Raw genomic sequence first — 16193 nt, forward strand, 5'->3', positions numbered from 1 at the left:
ACGCACAGCAAATCCGGACTGGCGGCAAGGCCATGGCGCACCTTGAATGGGGCAAGCTCGCTTTTGCCCTTTTCGTAGCGTTCGTTTCCGTAACCCTTGTCGCCACCGATCCGGCCTTTGCGCAGAAGCGGATACCTCCGCCGCCGTCGGACGCATCCAGCTTCAATCCGCTGAAACCGCTGCTGAACCTTTTCGGCATCGGCAAGCGCAAGGAGAAGCGGCGCCTGCGACAGGAACAAACCGAGCGCAGCCAGCCGCAGCAGCAAAGGCGGCGCGAGCCGGCCAAACCGAAGATCGTCGAGGAACCGAAGGACGAGGATGCGCGCGTCGTTCTGGTTGTCGGCGATGCGATGGCCGACGGACTGTCCGAGGGGCTGGTCGCGGCATATGCCGAAACCCCGTCAATCAAGGTCGAGAAACTGATCTTCAAGGACAAAGGGCTGGTCGATCAACCCGAGCCGGACTATCCGACGCGCGTTCAGCAAATTCTCCAGGGCCGCGACATTGCCATTGTCGTGATGTTCGTGGGCGCCGAGGACGTTCGCGATATGCCCGCAGAGCCGGAAAAACTCGAATTCCGCAGCGAAGCCTGGGAGAATGCTTACAAGGGGCGGCTTGAAAAACTCGCCAAGACAGTCAGTTTCTACCAGACGCCGCTTGTCTGGGTCGGCCTGCCGCCGACCAAGGCGACCGCCAAACGGACGAGCTTTGCCTATCTGAACGGCCTGTCCAAGGCGAGGGCGGAGGCAAGCGGGGCGATCTTTGTCGACATCTGGGATGTGTTTTTGAGCGAGGACGGCAAATACACCTCCTACGGCCCGGACGTGGAAGGCCAGAAAAGACGCCTTCGCGACGGAGAGGGCTTCGGCTTCACGTGGTCGGGCTACCGGAAGGTGGCCTTTTTCTGCGAGCGCGAGATTTCCCGCGTTATCGGTTCTTCCGGCGCTTTCGCCTTCGACGGGGTCGAGGACGATCCGAATTTCATCGTGCTGACCGGCCGCACGACATCGCCGGAAAGCGAGTTGGCGGGCGGTGAAGGCGGCCTGCCGGAACCGGTCGCGGAAACGGTGCAGCACCGCCTGATCGTCAGGGGCGAGGCCCTGCCGCCCGTGATCGGGCGCGTCGATGATTTCCGCGTCGGATCTCCCTGACCGGAAGTGCGGGAACCGAAAGAAAACCCCCGGGGGATGCCCGCCGGGGGTTTTGCTTTTTTCGGAATTGAGAGGGGAGCGCCTCACATCGCCTTGACGATCTCTTCCGTCATTTTCTTGGCATCGCCGAAGAGCATCATCGTCTTGTCGAGGAAGAAGAGCTCGTTCTGGATGCCGGCATAGCCCGAACCCATGCCGCGCTTGACGAAGAGCACGGTTCCGGCCTTGTCGACATCGAGGATCGGCATGCCGTAGATCGGCGATTGCGGATCGTCTCGAGCTGAAGGGTTTGTCACGTCGTTGGCACCGATGACATAGGCGACGTCGGCGGTGGCGAACTCCGAGTTGATGTCCTCAAGTTCGAACACCTCGTCGTAAGGCACCTGCGCCTCGGCCAGCAGCACGTTCATGTGGCCCGGCATGCGGCCCGCCACCGGATGGATGGCGTATTTCACCTCCACGCCTTCTTCTTTCAGCGTGTCGGCCATTTCGCGCAGCGCATGCTGCGCCTGGGCGACCGCCATGCCGTAGCCCGGTACGATGATGACCTTGGAGGCGTTCTTCATGATGAAGGCCGCGTCGTCCGCCGAGCCCTGCTTGACCGGGCGCTCCTCGCCGCCCTCGCCGCTGACGCTCGCGGTTTCGCCGCCGAAGCCGCCGAGGATGACGGAGATGAACGAACGGTTCATGCCCTTGCACATGATGTAGGACAGGATCGCGCCCGAGGAGCCGACCAGCGCGCCGGTGATGATGAGCGCCGTATTGCCGAGGGTAAAGCCGATGCCGGCAGCCGCCCAGCCCGAGTAGGAATTCAGCATCGACACGACGACGGGCATGTCCGCGCCGCCGATCGGGATGATGATGAGACCGCCGAAGACGAGCGACAGCACCACGATCAGCCAGAAGATCGCATGGCTTTCCGTCTGCGTGAGGACGACGACGAAGATCACGATCGCCGCCGCAAGCGCGAGATTGACCGCGTGACGGGCCGGCAGGATGATCGGCTTGCCGGACATGCGCCCGTCAAGCTTGGCGAAGGCGATGACCGAACCCGTGAAGGTGATCGCGCCGATGGCCACGCCGATCGACATTTCGACAAGTGCCTGAACGTGGATGTGGCCGGGATCGCCGATGCCGAAGGCGGAGGGAGCGTAAAGTGCCGCAGCGGCCACAAGCACGGCGGCGAGGCCCACCAGCGAGTGGAACGCGGCGACGAGCTGCGGCATCGCCGTCATCGGGATGCGCCTGGCGATGGTCGCGCCCACGGCGGCGCCCGTACCCAGGCCCGCGACGATCAGAATGCCGGAGCCGAAGGAAATGCCGGTTGCGGCAAGCGTCGTCAGGATGGCGATGGTCATGCCGACCATGCCGTAGATATTGCCCTGGCGCGACGTTTCGGGGCTGGAAAGCCCGCGCAGCGCCAGGATGAACAAAACGCCCGAAACGAGATAGAGCGTGGCGGTGATATTTGCTGACATCCGTCGCGCTCCTTAGCGTTGCTTTTTCTTGTACATGGCGAGCATGCGCTGGGTGACGAGGAAGCCACCGAAGATGTTCACGCTGGCCATGGCAAGGGCGATGAAGCCGAAGACGCGCGCCATCAGCGTGCCTTCGCCTGTGGAAAGATCCACACCGACGGCAAGAAGCGCGCCGACGACGATCACCGAGGAAATGGCGTTCGTTACCGCCATGAGCGGCGTATGCAGCGCCGGCGTCACCGACCAGACGACGTAATAGCCCACGAAGATCGCCAGCACGAAGATAGACAGGCGGAAGACGAAGGGGTCTATCGCCCCGCCCGTTGCCGCAGCCGCCGCATCGGCAAGAAAATCACCCGTACCACCGGCAACTTGGGCGACATAGCCTTGCGCCGCGTCGGCCGCCGCCTCGGCCGCGCTGGCCGCCTCGCGTGCGGTCTCGGCGGCTTCGCGGGCGCGTTCGAGAGCTTCCGCAGGAGTGAGATCCGACATCATGCGCCTCCCAGTTGTTCGTTCGTCGCAAAGGCTGGATGAATGACGCTGCCGTCGCGCGTGAGCGCGGTCGCCTTGACGAGTTCGTCGCTCCAGTCGACGGAAAGCTGCTTGGTCTCCTTGTTGACCAGCGTCTCGACGAAGGCGTAAAGGTTCTTGGAGTAAAGCGCGGACGCAGACGCCGCGATGCGCCCTGGCATGTTCAGGTAACCGACGATCTTCACGTCGCCCGCCTTGACGATCTTGCCGGGCTTGGCGCCTTCCACGTTGCCGCCGCGCTCGACCGCGAGATCGACGACGACCGCGCCCGGCTTCATGGAAGCGACCATTTCCTTCGTGATGAGGCGTGGCGCGGGGCGGCCCGGAATGAGGGCGGTGGTGATGATTACATCCTGCTTGGCGATATGGGTGGCGACCAGTTCGCGCTGCTTCTTCTGGTACTCCTCCGACATCTCCTTGGCGTATCCGCCGGCCGTTTCCGCCTGCTTGAACTCCTCGTCCTCAACGGCGATGAACTTCGCGCCGAGCGATTCGACCTGCTCCTTGGCGGCGGGACGAACGTCGGTCGCGGTCACAACCGCGCCGAGGCGGCGTGCCGTGGCAATCGCCTGCAGGCCCGCCACGCCTGCCCCCATGATAAACACGCGCGCCGCGGGAACGGTGCCCGCGGCCGTCATCATCATCGGGAAGGCGCGGTCATATTCCTCTGCCGCCTCGATCACCGCCTGGTATCCGGCAAGGTTCGCCTGGGAGGAAAGCACGTCCATAACCTGAGCGCGGGTGATGCGCGGCATGAACTCCATGGCGAGCGCGACGATGCCCGCCTCGCCCATGGCCCGAACCTCGTCCTCATGGCCGTAAGGGTCCATCGTCGCGACGACGAGGGCGCCTTTTTTCATGAGACCGAGTTCTTCCGCGTTCGGCCTGCGGACCTTCAGGACCACATCGGCGTCGGCGAGCGTTTCCTTCGCCGTCGGCGCTATCTTGGCGCCCATCTCCTCGTAGTCCTTGTCGAGGATGCGCGACAGTTCGCCCGCACCCTTTTCCACCGTGACCTCGAACCCGAGCGCAATGAATTTCTTCACCGTTTCGGGGCTTGCGGCGACGCGCGGTTCATTCGCCTCGCTTTCGCGAGGGACGCCGATCTTCATCGCTTTCCTCCCAAGTGATTTGAAATAAGTGTTCCGCCGAAAGGGCGGATGGGGTGTTTCAGCCCGCCGACGTCAGGATGGCGAGAATGCCACTCAGGACGAAGACGGCGGCGCCCGGTATCCAGCCCCGCGAACCGAGCGCCATGCCTATGGCGGCCGCGATCAGCAGCGCGAAAACCATGACCCAGCCGAAAATCGATCCGGCTGTTCCACCGAAGGTAAACATTATGAGGCAAAGAAGAACGTTGAAAAGTGCGAGCGCGCTGATCTTCGCGATGTTGACGAAGCCTTCGTAGGTAGCGCGATGAGCTTCGAATTCCATCGTGTCTGAGTTGTTGTCGGCCATGACCGTCCTCTGCCTGAAAAGCTGAATTCGTCGGCCTTTATAACAAACCCTTGAGCTTCGGCAACGTTCTCTTGACGTGACGACTTTCCATTCCGATAGCGAGTGGCGCCGGCCATCGCTTCCGCGCGCCCCGCCGGCGGAATACCGCGAGAGCGTCAGTTAGGGGGCGCAGACGCTACCAGAGCCGCGGCGCGCAGGGTGTCGAGCTGGCGCTCCGCAACGCGCGTTTCTTCGAAATCCTCGATCTGCTCGTTGAAAAGCCTGTAAAAATTCATTTCCGCGCGCAGATGTAGGAAGACGCCGCCAAGTCCGATCGCGGCGCGGTCCATGAAAACGAATTCGCGCGGGATCGTCACCGGTCCCTTTTCCTTCAGCGCCTGATGGACGCGGAAAGCCTCCTTGCGCCCGTATTGCGCCGGGCTCACGCCCTCGGCGATGGCGCGCGTGCGGTCGGTCAGGAGCGGCCCGTAGATGAAGCGCGCCCAGATGTTGAGGATCTCGATAAGATCCTTCGTCAGGCCCTTGAAGCCCCATCGCTCGTACGCGCCGACGATTCGCTCACGGTCGTCCTCCAGAAGCCCGCGGTAAAGATCGACGACGCCGGAAACGAAGCTTGAGGGAAAGACCCGGATGCAACCGTAGTCGAGCAGATTTATTCCGCCCGGCCGCCCATTCTCCTCGTAGACGGTGTAATTGCCCAGGTGCGGATCGCCGTGGATGATCCCGTAGTGGCTGAAGGGGCGCCACCAGGCGCGGAACATGACCTCCGCAATCCGGTTGCGGTCCTCAAGGTCATGTTCCTTGTAGGTAAGAAGCGGCTTGCCCTCCAGCCAGCGCATGGTGAGCAGGCGCTTTGTGGAAAGTTCAGGGAACACTTCCGGCACGCGGATGCGAGGCTCGTCGGCGAGGATCTCAGAATAAGCGGCAATATGCCGCGCCTCGCGCACGTAATCGAGTTCCTCGCGCACGCGTTCGCCGATCTCCTTGGCGATCTCGCGCGTGTCGATGGCCGGGCGCATGCGCCGGTGCAGCGAAAACAGCATGGAAAGCTGCTGCAGGTCGGCCTCCACGGCAGAGGCCATGTCCGGATACTGCAGCTTGCAGGCAAGCGGCGTTCCGTCCTGATGGCGGGCCTTGTGCACCTGGCCGAGGGAGGCGGCGGCGGCCGGTTCGCGGTCGAAACTTTCGAACCTCTTCTGCCACCCCGCGCCCAATTCCGCGATCATCCGCCGCTTCACGAATGGCCAGCCCATGGGCGGTGCGGCCGATTGCAGCTTGGAAAGCTCGGTGGCGTATTCCGGCGGTATCGCGTCGGGGATGGTCGAAAGAAGCTGGGCGACCTTCATGAGCGGGCCCTTGAGCCCGCCGAGCGCGGATGCCAGCTCCGCCGCCTGCTTCTCGTTATCGACCTCCATGCCGAAAAGCCGCTGTCCGGCAAGCTTTGCGGCGATGCCGCCCATGTTGGTGCCGACCCGCGCATAGCGGTTCACGCGCGCTGAAAATCGGTTTTGTTCGCGGTCCCGGTCGGTTGAACTCATGGGCGGACGGAAGCTCCGGTGTCTCGAGTAGGATCGAGCGCTAAAATAGGCTGATCGGCGGCCAACGCCAGTGAGGGGAGCGCGCTTTTTCGAAAAACCCTCAACCGATCCTGCTCGCGAGACCCTCCAGACGCTTGACGATGGCGTCGCGGCTTTCCGTCAGCCCCTTGTAGGCGAGTTGGTCCGCATCGAGCGCAAGTACCTGATCTCTCAAGGAAAGCGCCAGCCTCGCGCCATCGAGGTGTTTCGCGAAGGCCGCGACCGGATCGTGATGGACCTTGATGGTGAAAAGGATGTCGCCAGAGTAAGGAAGCCGGCGCAGGGTCTGGCGCTCGACACGCACATGTAGCGAACCGGACGACCCGTGCCCGATACGCGGATCGATGCGCTTGGAATGCGGATGATGCAGCTCCGCGTCCGTATATAGCGACCAGTTGAGCCGCCACGAAGGTTGATCCACGCTCAAATTGTCAAAAAGCCGGGCAACGATCGTTCCCATGCGCCCGTCGTTGAAGCCCGGCACGTTCTCGTGGATCTCCGGCATGGGTTTGCCGAATTTTTCAGCCAATGACCATGACGAAGGAAACGACAGCGAGGCGGCGACGAGGCGATAGCCGCCCTCGCCCTTTCGCATGATGACGAGGTCTTCCTGGACGAGCCTCGCCGCGAGAAGAAGAGGCGCCTCCGCGAAATCCGTTTTCGAATAGACCTTGCCTGTCGGAACGATGCGGATTTCATCGCCATTCGACGAATAAAGATCCGGATAGCGCGCCGGCAGGTGTTCCAGAAGCAACGCAAGGACTTCCGCCTGTGCCGCGACCGTATCCGGCTCGGCCAGAAATACGGGCGCTTCGGCTTCGCGGAAGAGGCGTTCCTTTTCTTGCAGGTGGGCCTTGAGATTGCCGTCCGGCTCGATCCATTCGGCAAGGTCGAGCGGGGCAAGGCCAACGGTGAAGGGGCGCTTCGAGCCGTCATAGGGCGTGTGGGCGAAGGGCGCGTTCTTTCGCCTTACGCCCACATCACCCGAATCAGCCTTGCCCGTCGCCGTCATTTTTCCATGGCTTCCAGTTCGCCGATCAGCCGCTCGATCACGGAAAGGCCCTTGCGCCAGAACGCGGGATCGGAAGCGTCGAGCCCGAACGGGGCCAGAAGCTCGGAATGGTGCTTCGTGCCGCCAGCCTTCAAAAGCTCGAAGTACTTCTCCTGGAAGCCCGCTTCCGCTTCTTCGTAGACCGCGTAGAGCGAATTCACCAGGCAGTCGCCGAAGGCATAGGCGTAGACGTAAAACGGCGAATGGACGAAATGCGGAATGTAGGTCCAGAAGGTCTCGTAGCCTTCGCGCAGCTCGATCGACGGACCGAGGCTTTCATGCTGGACCGACATCCAGAGCTCGCACAGCTGATCGGCGGTCAATTCGCCGGATTTGCGCGCCTCATGCACCTTGCGCTCGAAGCTGTAGAAGGCGATCTGGCGCACGACGGTGTTGATCATGTCTTCCACCTTGCCGGCGAGCATGATCTTGCGCTTGTCGTCGCTTTCCGCCTTATCCAGCATGGCGCGGAAGGTCAGCATTTCGCCGAAGACGCTTGCCGTCTCCGCCAGCGTCAGCGGCGTGGGCGCCATGAGCGCGCCATTGGGAGCGGCGAGAACCTGATGCACCCCGTGGCCGAGCTCGTGGGCAAGCGTCATGACGTCGCGCGTGCGGCCCTGGTAGTTCATGAGAACATAAGGATGCGCGCTCGGCACCGTCGGATGGGAAAAGGCGCCCGGCGCCTTGCCGGGGCGCGCGGGCGCGTCGATCCAGCGCTTGTCGAAGAAGCGGCCCGCGATTTCCGCCATTTCCGGCGAAAAGCCGCCATAGGCCGAAAGCACCGTCTCGCGCGCCTCGTCCCAGGGGATCGTGCGCGTATCGGCGCTGGGCAGCGGCGCGTTCCTGTCCCAATGGTTGAGCTTTTCGACGCCGAGCCATTTCGCCTTCATGGCGTAATAGCGATGCGAAAGCTTCGGGTAGTATTCGCGCACGGCATCGACCAGCGCATCCACCACCTCGCGCTCCACCCGGTTTGCGAGGTGGCGGCTGTCGGCCACATCCTTGAAGCCGCGCCAGCGGTCGGAAATGTCCTTGTCCTTGGCAAGCGTGTTGGTGATGAGCGTAAAGGTGGAAAGATTGGCCTTGAAGGTCTCGGCAAGGGCTTCGGCCGCCGCCTTGCGCTTCTCCCCGTCCTGATCCTGCAGGAGGTTCAACGTCGGCTCGATGGAAAGGTCCTTGCCGTCGACGGAGAAGGTCAGGCCCGCGATCGTCTCGTCGAAGAGCCGGTTCCAGGCGGACCGTCCGGTGACCGATTTTTCGTGGAAGAGCTGCTCGATCTTGTCGTCGAGCTGATAGGGGCGCTCCTTGCGGATATCCTCAAGCCAGGGCTTGTAATGCGAAAGGGCGGGATCATCCGCCGCCTTGTCGATAACGGCGTCGTCGATGCGGTTGAGCTCAAGCGTAAAGAAGATGAGATGGGTGCTTGCCGTCGTCAGCTTGTCCTGGATGTCGCCGTAAAACTTTTGGCGTTTGGCATCCGTCGTGTCGCCCGCGTAAACGAGGCCGGCAAAGGAGGCGAGCCGGCCCATCAGGTCGTCGAGCGCCTCATAGGCTTTCACGGCCTCGGCCAGTTCCGCGCCCGACTTGCCCGCCAGGTCGCCAAGCCGGCCCTTGTAGCGCTCCTCGAAGGCCTGCGCCTCGCGTTCCGCCCGTTCAAGGTCCGCCGCAACCTCGGGAGCGTCCATCGCCGGATAGAGATCGGCAAGGTTCCATTCCGGCAGGCTTCCGAGATCGGCCGCGGCGCCCCCGGTGGCGGCGGACAGAAGGGGCTTGGGTTCGAAGGTGAAGGACATGCGTTCTCCGTGTCGGACGTATGTGTTTCGTTCTTTCCATCATTTTGTCGAGGTGGGCCCCTCGCGCAAGATGTCGTTTTGTCCGTCATGCCTCTTGCGCTGGAAATGGACGATTTGTTTACCGCCTCGCGGCTAGCCTGTTTCCAAATGAGACAATTTTCAGGATCGGCAGGCGAATAGCATGGATCAGTTGAGCGGTCGGGTTCTCATCGTCGACGACGATCCGGTGCAGCGCCGTCTTCTCGAGGAAGCCGCCAAGCGTTTCGGATACAGGGTGACGACCGCCACGAACGGCCAGGAGGCCGTGCGCCTGATGAGCGGGCCGGACGGTGCGGAAATCGACCTGATGGTGCTCGACCTCGTCATGCCGGAACTCGACGGAATGGGCGTGATCACCCGACTCAGGGAAAACAGGATCACGGTCCCCATCATCGTGCAGACGGCGCATGCCGGCATCGAGACGGCGGTTAATGCGATCCGTGCCGGCGCGCAGGACTTCGTCGTCAAGCCGGTGTCGCCCGAGCGGCTGGAAATCTCGCTGCGCAACTGCATGAAGGTTTCAGCGCTCGAAGGCGAGATCACGCGGCTCAAGAAACGCTCGACCGGCACGTTCAGCTTCGACGATATCGTCACCCGCTCGGAGGCGATGGAACGGGTGCTCCGGATAGGGCGCAGGGCGGCCAATTCCCAGATCCCGATCCTGATCGAAGGCGAATCGGGCGTCGGCAAGGAACTGATCGCCCGCGCGATCCAGGGCACCAGCGATCGCCGGTCCCGACCTTTCGTTACGGTGAACTGCGGCGCGATCCCCGAACATTTGGTGGAATCGATCCTTTTCGGCCACGAGAAAGGAGCGTTTACCGGCGCTGTCGACAAGCATGTCGGCAAGTTTCAGGAAGCCCACGGCGGCACGCTCTTCCTCGACGAGGTGGGCGAACTTCCCCTCGACATCCAGGTGCGGCTCTTGCGCGCGATCCAGGAAGGCGAGGTCGACCCGATCGGCAGCCGGCGGCCGGTGAAGGTGGATTTCCGCCTGATCTCCGCCACCAACCGGCGGCTCATCGATCTCGTGAAGGAAGGCCGCTTCCGGGAGGATCTCTACTATCGGCTCAACGTCTTTCCCGTCTGGCTGCCGCCCTTGCGCGACCGTCTGGAAGACGTGCCGGACCTGGTGCGCCATTTCCTCGCCCGGTTCGCGGCGGAGGAAGGCAAGCCGCAGGTCGCTTCGGTCGCGCCGGACGCGATGGCCCTGCTCCAGGCCTACACCTGGCCCGGCAACATCCGCCAGCTTGAAAACGCCGTATTCCGCGCCGTCGTTCTGTGCGACGGCGACCATCTCGCGGTAGAGGATTTTCCGCAGATCGCTGCAGCTGTCTCCCAGGGAGGGGCGCTACAGCCTCCCGTCCGGCAACACTATCTGCCCGCATCCCAGCCGCGCGACCAGGCGTCGCAAGCGGCCTCGCCCGCCGCGGTGCCGCTGGGGAAACCGGGACGGGAAGAGTGCGGGGAAGAAACGCCGGCCGATCGCGGCGACGGCGATGCGCACCCGCATCCCGAACAGGCCTTCGAGAACCGCGAAGCACCCTTCGGCTTCATCCGCAGCCTGAACGACGAGGGCCATGTCCATACGCTGACGGCAATGGAAGAAGAGATGATTCGCGTTGCGATCGACCATTATCGCGGGCGGATGACGGAGGTTGCCCGCCGTCTCGGCATCGGCCGGTCCACGCTTTACCGCAAGCTCAAGGAATACGGCCTTGAGGAGGACGCGAATCAGGACGCGGCCGAATAAAGGCCGTTAGGGGCTGGACTTTGGCGGCAGGTGATGTTTTTTTGCCGCGGTCGAAAAAAATTGAGAAGTGGTGCGATTTTGCCACGATTTCCTCTCAATTCTGGTTACGGTAAAAACTTCTTAACCGCAGGTCCGGTATCTTGTCCCGATCCGGGGGGTAGATGGACCGGTGGCCACGTGCCGTTGCCGGCAAGCACGCGAGACATGAATCTTGTTTGAAGCGTACGTCCTCAGGTTAGCGACCTGCGCCCGCTTGATTGCGGCTGTGGCTTTCGCGGTCTTTGCCTCCCTGCTCGTGGGCCTGTGCCTGACAACAGCGGATGCGCGTGCCGAAACGCGCACCCTGAAGCTCTACAACACCCACACCCACGAACGCGTGTCGATCACCTTCAAGAAGAACGGCCGCTATATCCAGTCCGGCCTGCGTGATCTGAATCGCTTTTTGCGCGACTGGCGGCGCAACGAATCCACCAAGATGGATCCCGAGCTGTTCGACCTCGTCTGGGAAGTTTACCAGAAGGTGGGCGCCAGCCAGCCGATCCACGTGGTGTCCGGCTACCGCTCCCCGGCGACGAACAACATGCTGCGCAGCCGCTCGAAAGGCGTGGCCAAGAACAGCCAGCACACACGCGGCAAGGCGATGGATTTCTTCATTCCCGGCGTGAACCTCTCCACCTTGCGCAAGACGGGGCTGCGAAAGGAAGTCGGCGGTGTCGGCTTTTATCCCACGTCCGGTTCGCCCTTCGTGCATATGGATACCGGCAGCGTGCGCCACTGGCCGCGCATGACGCGCAGCCAGCTTGCCGCCGTCTTCCCCGACGGCGTGACACTTCACGTGCCGACCGACGGCAAGCCCATGCCGGGCTATCAGACCGCGCTCGCCAGGCACAAGTCGGGCCGGGCCGGCACCGTCACGGTCGCTTCCAACAACACCCCTTCGACGACCGGGCAGGTGCTGCGCAGCGCTTCCGATGACGGCGCGATCGTGCGTCCGGGCACCGGCTCCGGATCGGGCAAGGGGCTGCTCGCCACATTCTTTGACGATGACGACGAAGAGGACAAGGCAAGCGCGGCGGGTGAGGATAACAGCGGCACGCCTACGCGCGTCGCCTCGGTCAATCCGGGATCGCTCGTGCCGCCCGCATCCCTGCCCGGCGTGCGCGCCGCGGAAGCTGGCGACAAGCCGGCCGAACCGGAAAAGGCGCCTGAAAGCGCGGTGGGCGATCTTTCGCAACCGCCGGTTCCCGAGCGCAAGGTCGAAGAAAAGCCGGCCGAGGAGGACCGGGTCGTTCTCGCCGGAATTTACCCCAGGATAAAGCCGGCCAGCCCGGCGCTGCTTGCCCGCGCGCAGGCCAACCCGAACTCGCTCGATGCGCAGGCCGTACGCCTGAGGGAGGGCAAGCCCGCGGTTGCCGCGACGCAGGTCGCAGCACTTTCGCAACCGGACGAGGACCGCTTCCGGCCGACTTTCGCCGCCGCGCCTCGCGTCAAGCCTGAGGATGTGCTGGCGGCAGCCGAATTCGCCCGCGCAAGCGCCGTTCCCCGTGCTGCGCCGCCGGCCACAGGCGCGGCCGCCATCGCCGCCGCGACCGGTGGTCTCGCGAAAGAGCAATCTCCCAAGGCCACAAGCCTGAGCGAAGCCGTGCTGGCCTATGGCGCACCCGGCGCACCGATCCAGACCGCTTCCGCCGCCGCCGCCATTCCCGCTGTGTCCGCGCGCTCCGGCCCGTCCGCGACACTGGCGGAGGCCCTGAAGCGCGCGCCGGCCCGGGCTGCCGCGCAGCCTTCCATTTCCGGTACCGTGCCCGACCGCGTGATCCGTGATCCGCTGGCGCGATTTGCCGCACTTCCCGACCGCAGCAAGGTTTCGGAATTCATGACCGGCGAAACGTCGACGCGCACGGCCGCATTTGCTCGACTGAGCCACCCGAACCAGCGTGAATTGAAGGAGCTGTTCCAGACCGGCGATCGCGTGCTTCCCGGCAACTTCAAGCCGGCGCTGGATGCGCCGCGCACGGACAGCTTTACCGGCGAGGCCGTTGTCCTGCTGCCGATGGTGAGCTTGCGCTGACGAAGGGCTGTGCGCTGCCAACGCGCCGCACACCCGCCCGGTTTCAATAAAAATGCGGCGCCGTGACCGGAGCCGCATTTTTTGTTTCAAAAGATATTTCGCCGGATCAATAGTTGTCCGCCGGGGCCCCGACCATCCCGAGCGCATGCATATAGAGGTCGAGGACCGCATCCTCTTCCTCGCGCTCTTCGGGCTTCTTTTTCCTGAGCGAAATTACCTTACGCAGGATCTTGACGTCGAACCCGTTACCCTTGGCTTCGGCGTAGACGTCCTTGATGTCGTCCGCGATGACTTTCTTTTCTTCCTCAAGCCGCTCGATCCGCTCCACGAAAGCGCGAAGCTGATCGCCCGCAACACCACCGGGTTCCGCCATGTCGTCCTTTGCTCCTCGTTTCACTGCGTTTCGCATGTACGCGAACGCTCTGGTTTCTCCTTGCCCGGCGGATCAAGCCGCCGCGCCGGAATTTTCGTCCGGTATCCGGCGTTTCGTCAGTGCTGTGGCTTGTTGACCTCGAAAGCGGCTTTCTGCTCCGCGCTCGCCTCGCTCTGGTATTTGTCCTTCCATTCGGAATAGGGCATGCCGTAGACGATCTCGCGCGCTTCTTCCTTGGCAAGGTCGAGGCCCTTCTCCTCAGCCGCGTCGCGATACCAGTTCGACAGGCAGTTCCGGCAGAAACCGGCAAGGTTCATCATGTCGATGTTCTGGACGTCCGTACGCTCGCGCAGGTGCGAGACGAGCCTGCGAAAGGCCGCGGCCTCAAGTTCCACCCTGGTCTTTTCGTCGATATCGGTCACGATCGGCCTCCTGACTAGCCGCGCCGCCTTCATCCGTCGGCGCGGGATGGATGTTCTTCCAAGCGATGTAACTCGGGCTTGTCGTTCAATTCTTCAAGGATCGGCCCGAGACGATCCGCCCATGCCCTGACGCCGGCACCGTCCGCGATCAGATCCTGGCGCACTTCTATCAGCGCATGCGCGATCCCGCGCGCGGTGCCATGCCGGTACATGCAGTCGTTCTTCAGGCAGCCGTCGTAGGGTTCGTTGTCGCCGACGACCAATTCGGGATCGGCGCGAAGCGCCGAAAGAAGAGGCAGCGGAAACCGCGGGTCGCTGTCCCACAAAACGCCGGCATGCCAGGGCCGGGGCACGCCCCGCCAGACGGGCGTGTAGCTGTGGATTGAAAGGATAGCGGGCGTATTTCCGCTCGCGATCATCCGGTCGAGCAGGCGGTCGATCTCCGCGTGATAGGGTTTGTGGAAGCGCTCCATCCGGCGCGTGCGCTCCGCCTCGTCGACCTCGGCGTTGCCCGGCACCACCGCTCCGTCGGAGAGGCGCATGACCAGCGTCGGGTCGTCCTCGCCCCGGTTCGGGTCGATAAGCAGACGCGAATAGGTGGTCATGACTGCCGGCAGGCCAAGACGGCGCGCAAGCTCGAAAGTCAGGCCGCGTACGCCGATGTCATAGCCGATGTGCCGTTCGAATTGTTCCTTCGGCAGGCCGAGGTCGCCATATTCCGCCGGCACGCGGTTGCTGGCGTGGTCGCAGACGATGAGGAGGCCGGACGACAGATTCCCCTCTATCGTCTCGAAGGGTGCAACGTCTGGCGAAACCGGAGGCGGGAAATCGAAGGGCATGCGGGGCTTTGATCGTCTCGAAGGGTGTAATGACGGTTTCCGCGCGATTGCATTGGCGCGCAGGCCGGTTACGAATAAACGAGCTTTGGTCCGCAACCAACACCAATTCGCCGGGAAATGCCGGCTCGTATACGCCTATGAGCCTGATCCACACTTATCCACCGATGCCGGTTGGCGATGGGCCGGTGCCACGAAACGAGGCGATTCATGCCAGCCTATGACGAAGCCCGCTCGCTGCTTGAAGAGATGTTCGAAGCCGCGGTCGATGCCGCGAGGGCGCAGACCACGCTTCCTCCCGCCCTTCCGGAGCCTGAGGAAGGCGGCAGGATCATCCTCCTGGCGGCGGGCAAGGGGGCGGGCGCGATGACTGAGGTGGCCGAAGCCGCCTACCTTGACAGCTATTCCCTTCCGCCTGAGCGTCTTTACGGCCTTGCCGTTACCCGCCATGGCTACGCCCGCCCGACGCGGCAGATCGAGATGATAGAGGCCGGCCATCCGGTTCCTGATGAAGCCGGCCGAAAAGCCAGCGCCCGGGCGATCGAGATGGCGCGTAACGCGGGGTCGGGCGATCACGTTGTGGTGCTGCTCTCGGGCGGGGGCTCGGCCAACTGGTCGGCTCCGATCGATGGTGTGTCCTTCGCCGAAAAACAGGACCTGACACGTGCGCTTTTGAAGTCCGGGGCGACGATCGACGAGATCAATACGGTTCGCAAGCATCTGTCGCTCATCAAGGGCGGCAGGCTCGCCGCGGCGCTCGGGGAAGGTGCGCGCCTGACCACGCTCGCCGTTTCGGATGTGCCGCACGACAATCCTGCCGTGATCGCTTCCGGGCCAACGGTGCCCGATCCCACCACCCTTGCCGATGCGCGCGCCGTGATCGAGCGCTACCGGATCGATATTCCGGCGTCCGTTCGCGATGCCCTGAACAATCCAGAAAACGAAACGCCGAAGCCGGGCGACGCGATCTTCGAGAGAGCGGACTATCGGCTGGTGGCGCGCCCGCAGATTTCGCTGGACGCGGCTGCCGGGATCGCCATGCGCGCCGGCTTCGAGGTCATACAACTCGGTGACAGTATCGAGGGGGAAGCGCGCGACGTCGCGGACGAGCATGCGAAGCTGGCCATCTTGCTTGCCGGAGAAGGGCGCAAGGCGGTGCTTCTTTCAGGTGGAGAACTGACCGTGACGATACGTGGCGACGGGCGGGGAGGCCCGAATCAGGAATATGCGCTCGCGCTTGCCATCGCGCTTCAGGGACACCCCTCGGTGGCGGCTCTCGCCGGCGATACAGACGGCACGGACGGCGGCACGGGCGCGGCGGACGACCCGGCGGGAGCGATCGTGGATCCCTTAACGTTATCCAGAGCAAAAGCTTTTGACCTTGATGCTGCCGCATTTTTGTCGAGAAACGACAGTACGGCTTTTTTCAGCGCAATCGGCGATCTCGTTCGCCCGGGTCCCACGATGACCAATGTAAACGACTTCAGGGTCGTACTCATTGACAATTCACTTGGCCGTCAGCAATAAGAAATCACGCAAAGCCGTGGTACGAGTGATCAAATGATGAAAAATGGCGAGAAACGCCAACGCTCTGCGGTGAAAAAACCGGTCGGCCTTGCCCTTTCAACCTTGGCCAGCGCGGTTTTGGCGCTATTATTCT

14 protein-coding genes are annotated in these 16193 nt (G+C 63.1%); 4 read left to right on the plus strand and 10 right to left on the minus strand.

From position 1 onward, the window contains the following. Positions 1-32: 32 nt before the first annotated feature. The gene (locus HPQ64_RS06350) at positions 33-1151 is read left to right on the plus strand and encodes an SGNH/GDSL hydrolase family protein (protein WP_172887477.1); all 1119 of its coding nucleotides are present in this window, start codon (positions 33-35) and stop codon (positions 1149-1151) included. Positions 1152-1234: 83 nt separating this feature from the next. Here the strand turns inward: HPQ64_RS06350 and HPQ64_RS06355 are convergent, their stop codons facing one another. The 7 genes from HPQ64_RS06355 to HPQ64_RS06385 all read right to left on the minus strand — a co-directional run bounded on the left by HPQ64_RS06355 (position 1235) and on the right by HPQ64_RS06385 (position 9039). Then, the gene (locus tag HPQ64_RS06355; protein WP_172887478.1) at positions 1235-2629 is read right to left on the minus strand and encodes an NAD(P)(+) transhydrogenase (Re/Si-specific) subunit beta; all 1395 of its coding nucleotides are present in this window, start codon (positions 2627-2629) and stop codon (positions 1235-1237) included. A 12-nt stretch (positions 2630-2641) separates the two neighbouring features. Continuing rightward, complete coding sequence (locus tag HPQ64_RS06360) at positions 2642-3121, minus strand: proton-translocating transhydrogenase family protein (RefSeq protein WP_172887479.1); 480 nt, start codon at positions 3119-3121, stop codon at positions 2642-2644. After that, positions 3121-4272 (minus strand): Re/Si-specific NAD(P)(+) transhydrogenase subunit alpha, encoded by a 1152-nt coding sequence (locus HPQ64_RS06365; protein WP_172887480.1) that lies wholly within the window; start codon positions 4270-4272, stop codon positions 3121-3123. Before HPQ64_RS06365 ends, HPQ64_RS06360 begins: the two co-directional genes overlap by 1 nt. 58 nt (positions 4273-4330) lie before the next feature. Further along, positions 4331-4618: an aa3-type cytochrome c oxidase subunit IV gene (locus HPQ64_RS06370; protein WP_172887481.1), complete on the minus strand. Its 288-nt coding sequence runs from the start codon at positions 4616-4618 to the stop codon at positions 4331-4333. Between the two features lie 155 nt (positions 4619-4773). Further along, positions 4774-6156 (minus strand): ABC1 kinase family protein, encoded by a 1383-nt coding sequence (locus HPQ64_RS06375; protein ID WP_172887482.1) that lies wholly within the window; start codon positions 6154-6156, stop codon positions 4774-4776. A gap of 100 nt (positions 6157-6256) precedes the next feature. Beyond that, on the minus strand, positions 6257-7207 hold the full coding sequence (locus HPQ64_RS06380; protein ID WP_172887483.1) for a heme-dependent oxidative N-demethylase family protein: 951 nt from the start codon (positions 7205-7207) through the stop codon (positions 6257-6259). Further along, entirely contained in the window at positions 7204-9039 is a 1836-nt protein-coding gene (locus HPQ64_RS06385; RefSeq protein ID WP_172887484.1) for a M3 family oligoendopeptidase, read from the minus strand. The genes HPQ64_RS06380 and HPQ64_RS06385 overlap by 4 nt, the downstream gene beginning before the upstream one ends. A gap of 181 nt (positions 9040-9220) precedes the next feature. Between HPQ64_RS06385 and HPQ64_RS06390 the strand changes: the two genes are divergently transcribed. Together HPQ64_RS06390 and mepK are read left to right on the plus strand one after the other, a co-directional pair. Next, complete coding sequence (locus HPQ64_RS06390) at positions 9221-10831, plus strand: sigma-54-dependent transcriptional regulator (protein WP_172887485.1); 1611 nt, start codon at positions 9221-9223, stop codon at positions 10829-10831. Between the two features lie 265 nt (positions 10832-11096). After that, positions 11097-12902: a peptidoglycan L,D-endopeptidase MepK gene (gene mepK, locus HPQ64_RS06395; RefSeq protein ID WP_425483812.1), complete on the plus strand. Its 1806-nt coding sequence runs from the start codon at positions 11097-11099 to the stop codon at positions 12900-12902. A gap of 106 nt (positions 12903-13008) precedes the next feature. Here mepK and HPQ64_RS06400 read toward each other — a convergent pair whose 3' ends face one another. The 3 genes from HPQ64_RS06400 to HPQ64_RS06410 all read right to left on the minus strand — a co-directional run bounded on the left by HPQ64_RS06400 (position 13009) and on the right by HPQ64_RS06410 (position 14536). Then, positions 13009-13275 (minus strand): DUF2312 domain-containing protein, encoded by a 267-nt coding sequence (locus tag HPQ64_RS06400; protein ID WP_172887486.1) that lies wholly within the window; start codon positions 13273-13275, stop codon positions 13009-13011. 116 nt (positions 13276-13391) lie between these two features. Beyond that, positions 13392-13688, minus strand: coding sequence for a DUF1244 domain-containing protein (locus HPQ64_RS06405; protein WP_425483813.1), 297 nt, complete (start codon positions 13686-13688; stop codon positions 13392-13394). A gap of 38 nt (positions 13689-13726) precedes the next feature. Continuing rightward, complete coding sequence (locus tag HPQ64_RS06410) at positions 13727-14536, minus strand: N-formylglutamate amidohydrolase (RefSeq protein ID WP_172887488.1); 810 nt, start codon at positions 14534-14536, stop codon at positions 13727-13729. A 207-nt stretch (positions 14537-14743) separates the two neighbouring features. Between HPQ64_RS06410 and HPQ64_RS06415 the strand changes: the two genes are divergently transcribed. Then, the gene (locus tag HPQ64_RS06415; RefSeq protein WP_172887489.1) at positions 14744-16060 is read left to right on the plus strand and encodes a glycerate kinase type-2 family protein; all 1317 of its coding nucleotides are present in this window, start codon (positions 14744-14746) and stop codon (positions 16058-16060) included. Positions 16061-16193: the final 133 nt, after the last annotated feature.

This window comes from Hongsoonwoonella zoysiae (assembly GCF_013266695.1).
In the GTDB taxonomy this organism is placed as follows: domain Bacteria; phylum Pseudomonadota; class Alphaproteobacteria; order Rhizobiales; family Stappiaceae; genus Hongsoonwoonella; species Hongsoonwoonella zoysiae.

Bases quoted from the DNA above. Each gene is read 5' to 3' on its own strand.
- HPQ64_RS06365 (WP_172887480.1), bottom strand. From the start codon at position 4,272: ATGAAGATCGGCGTCCCTCGCGAAAGCGAGGCGAATGAACCGCGCGTC.
- HPQ64_RS06370 (WP_172887481.1), bottom strand. From the start codon at position 4,618: ATGGCCGACAACAACTCAGACACGATGGAATTCGAAGCTCATCGCGCT.
- HPQ64_RS06390 (WP_172887485.1), top strand. From the start codon at position 9,221: ATGGATCAGTTGAGCGGTCGGGTTCTCATCGTCGACGACGATCCGGTG.
- HPQ64_RS06350 (WP_172887477.1), top strand. From the start codon at position 33: ATGGCGCACCTTGAATGGGGCAAGCTCGCTTTTGCCCTTTTCGTAGCG.
- HPQ64_RS06360 (WP_172887479.1), bottom strand. From the start codon at position 3,121: ATGTCGGATCTCACTCCTGCGGAAGCTCTCGAACGCGCCCGCGAAGCC.
- HPQ64_RS06410 (WP_172887488.1), bottom strand. From the start codon at position 14,536: ATGCCCTTCGATTTCCCGCCTCCGGTTTCGCCAGACGTTGCACCCTTC.
- HPQ64_RS06355 (WP_172887478.1), bottom strand. From the start codon at position 2,629: ATGTCAGCAAATATCACCGCCACGCTCTATCTCGTTTCGGGCGTTTTG.
- HPQ64_RS06380 (WP_172887483.1), bottom strand. From the start codon at position 7,207: ATGACGGCGACGGGCAAGGCTGATTCGGGTGATGTGGGCGTAAGGCGA.
- HPQ64_RS06385 (WP_172887484.1), bottom strand. From the start codon at position 9,039: ATGTCCTTCACCTTCGAACCCAAGCCCCTTCTGTCCGCCGCCACCGGG.
- HPQ64_RS06375 (WP_172887482.1), bottom strand. From the start codon at position 6,156: ATGAGTTCAACCGACCGGGACCGCGAACAAAACCGATTTTCAGCGCGC.
- HPQ64_RS06415 (WP_172887489.1), top strand. From the start codon at position 14,744: ATGCCAGCCTATGACGAAGCCCGCTCGCTGCTTGAAGAGATGTTCGAA.
- HPQ64_RS06400 (WP_172887486.1), bottom strand. From the start codon at position 13,275: ATGGCGGAACCCGGTGGTGTTGCGGGCGATCAGCTTCGCGCTTTCGTG.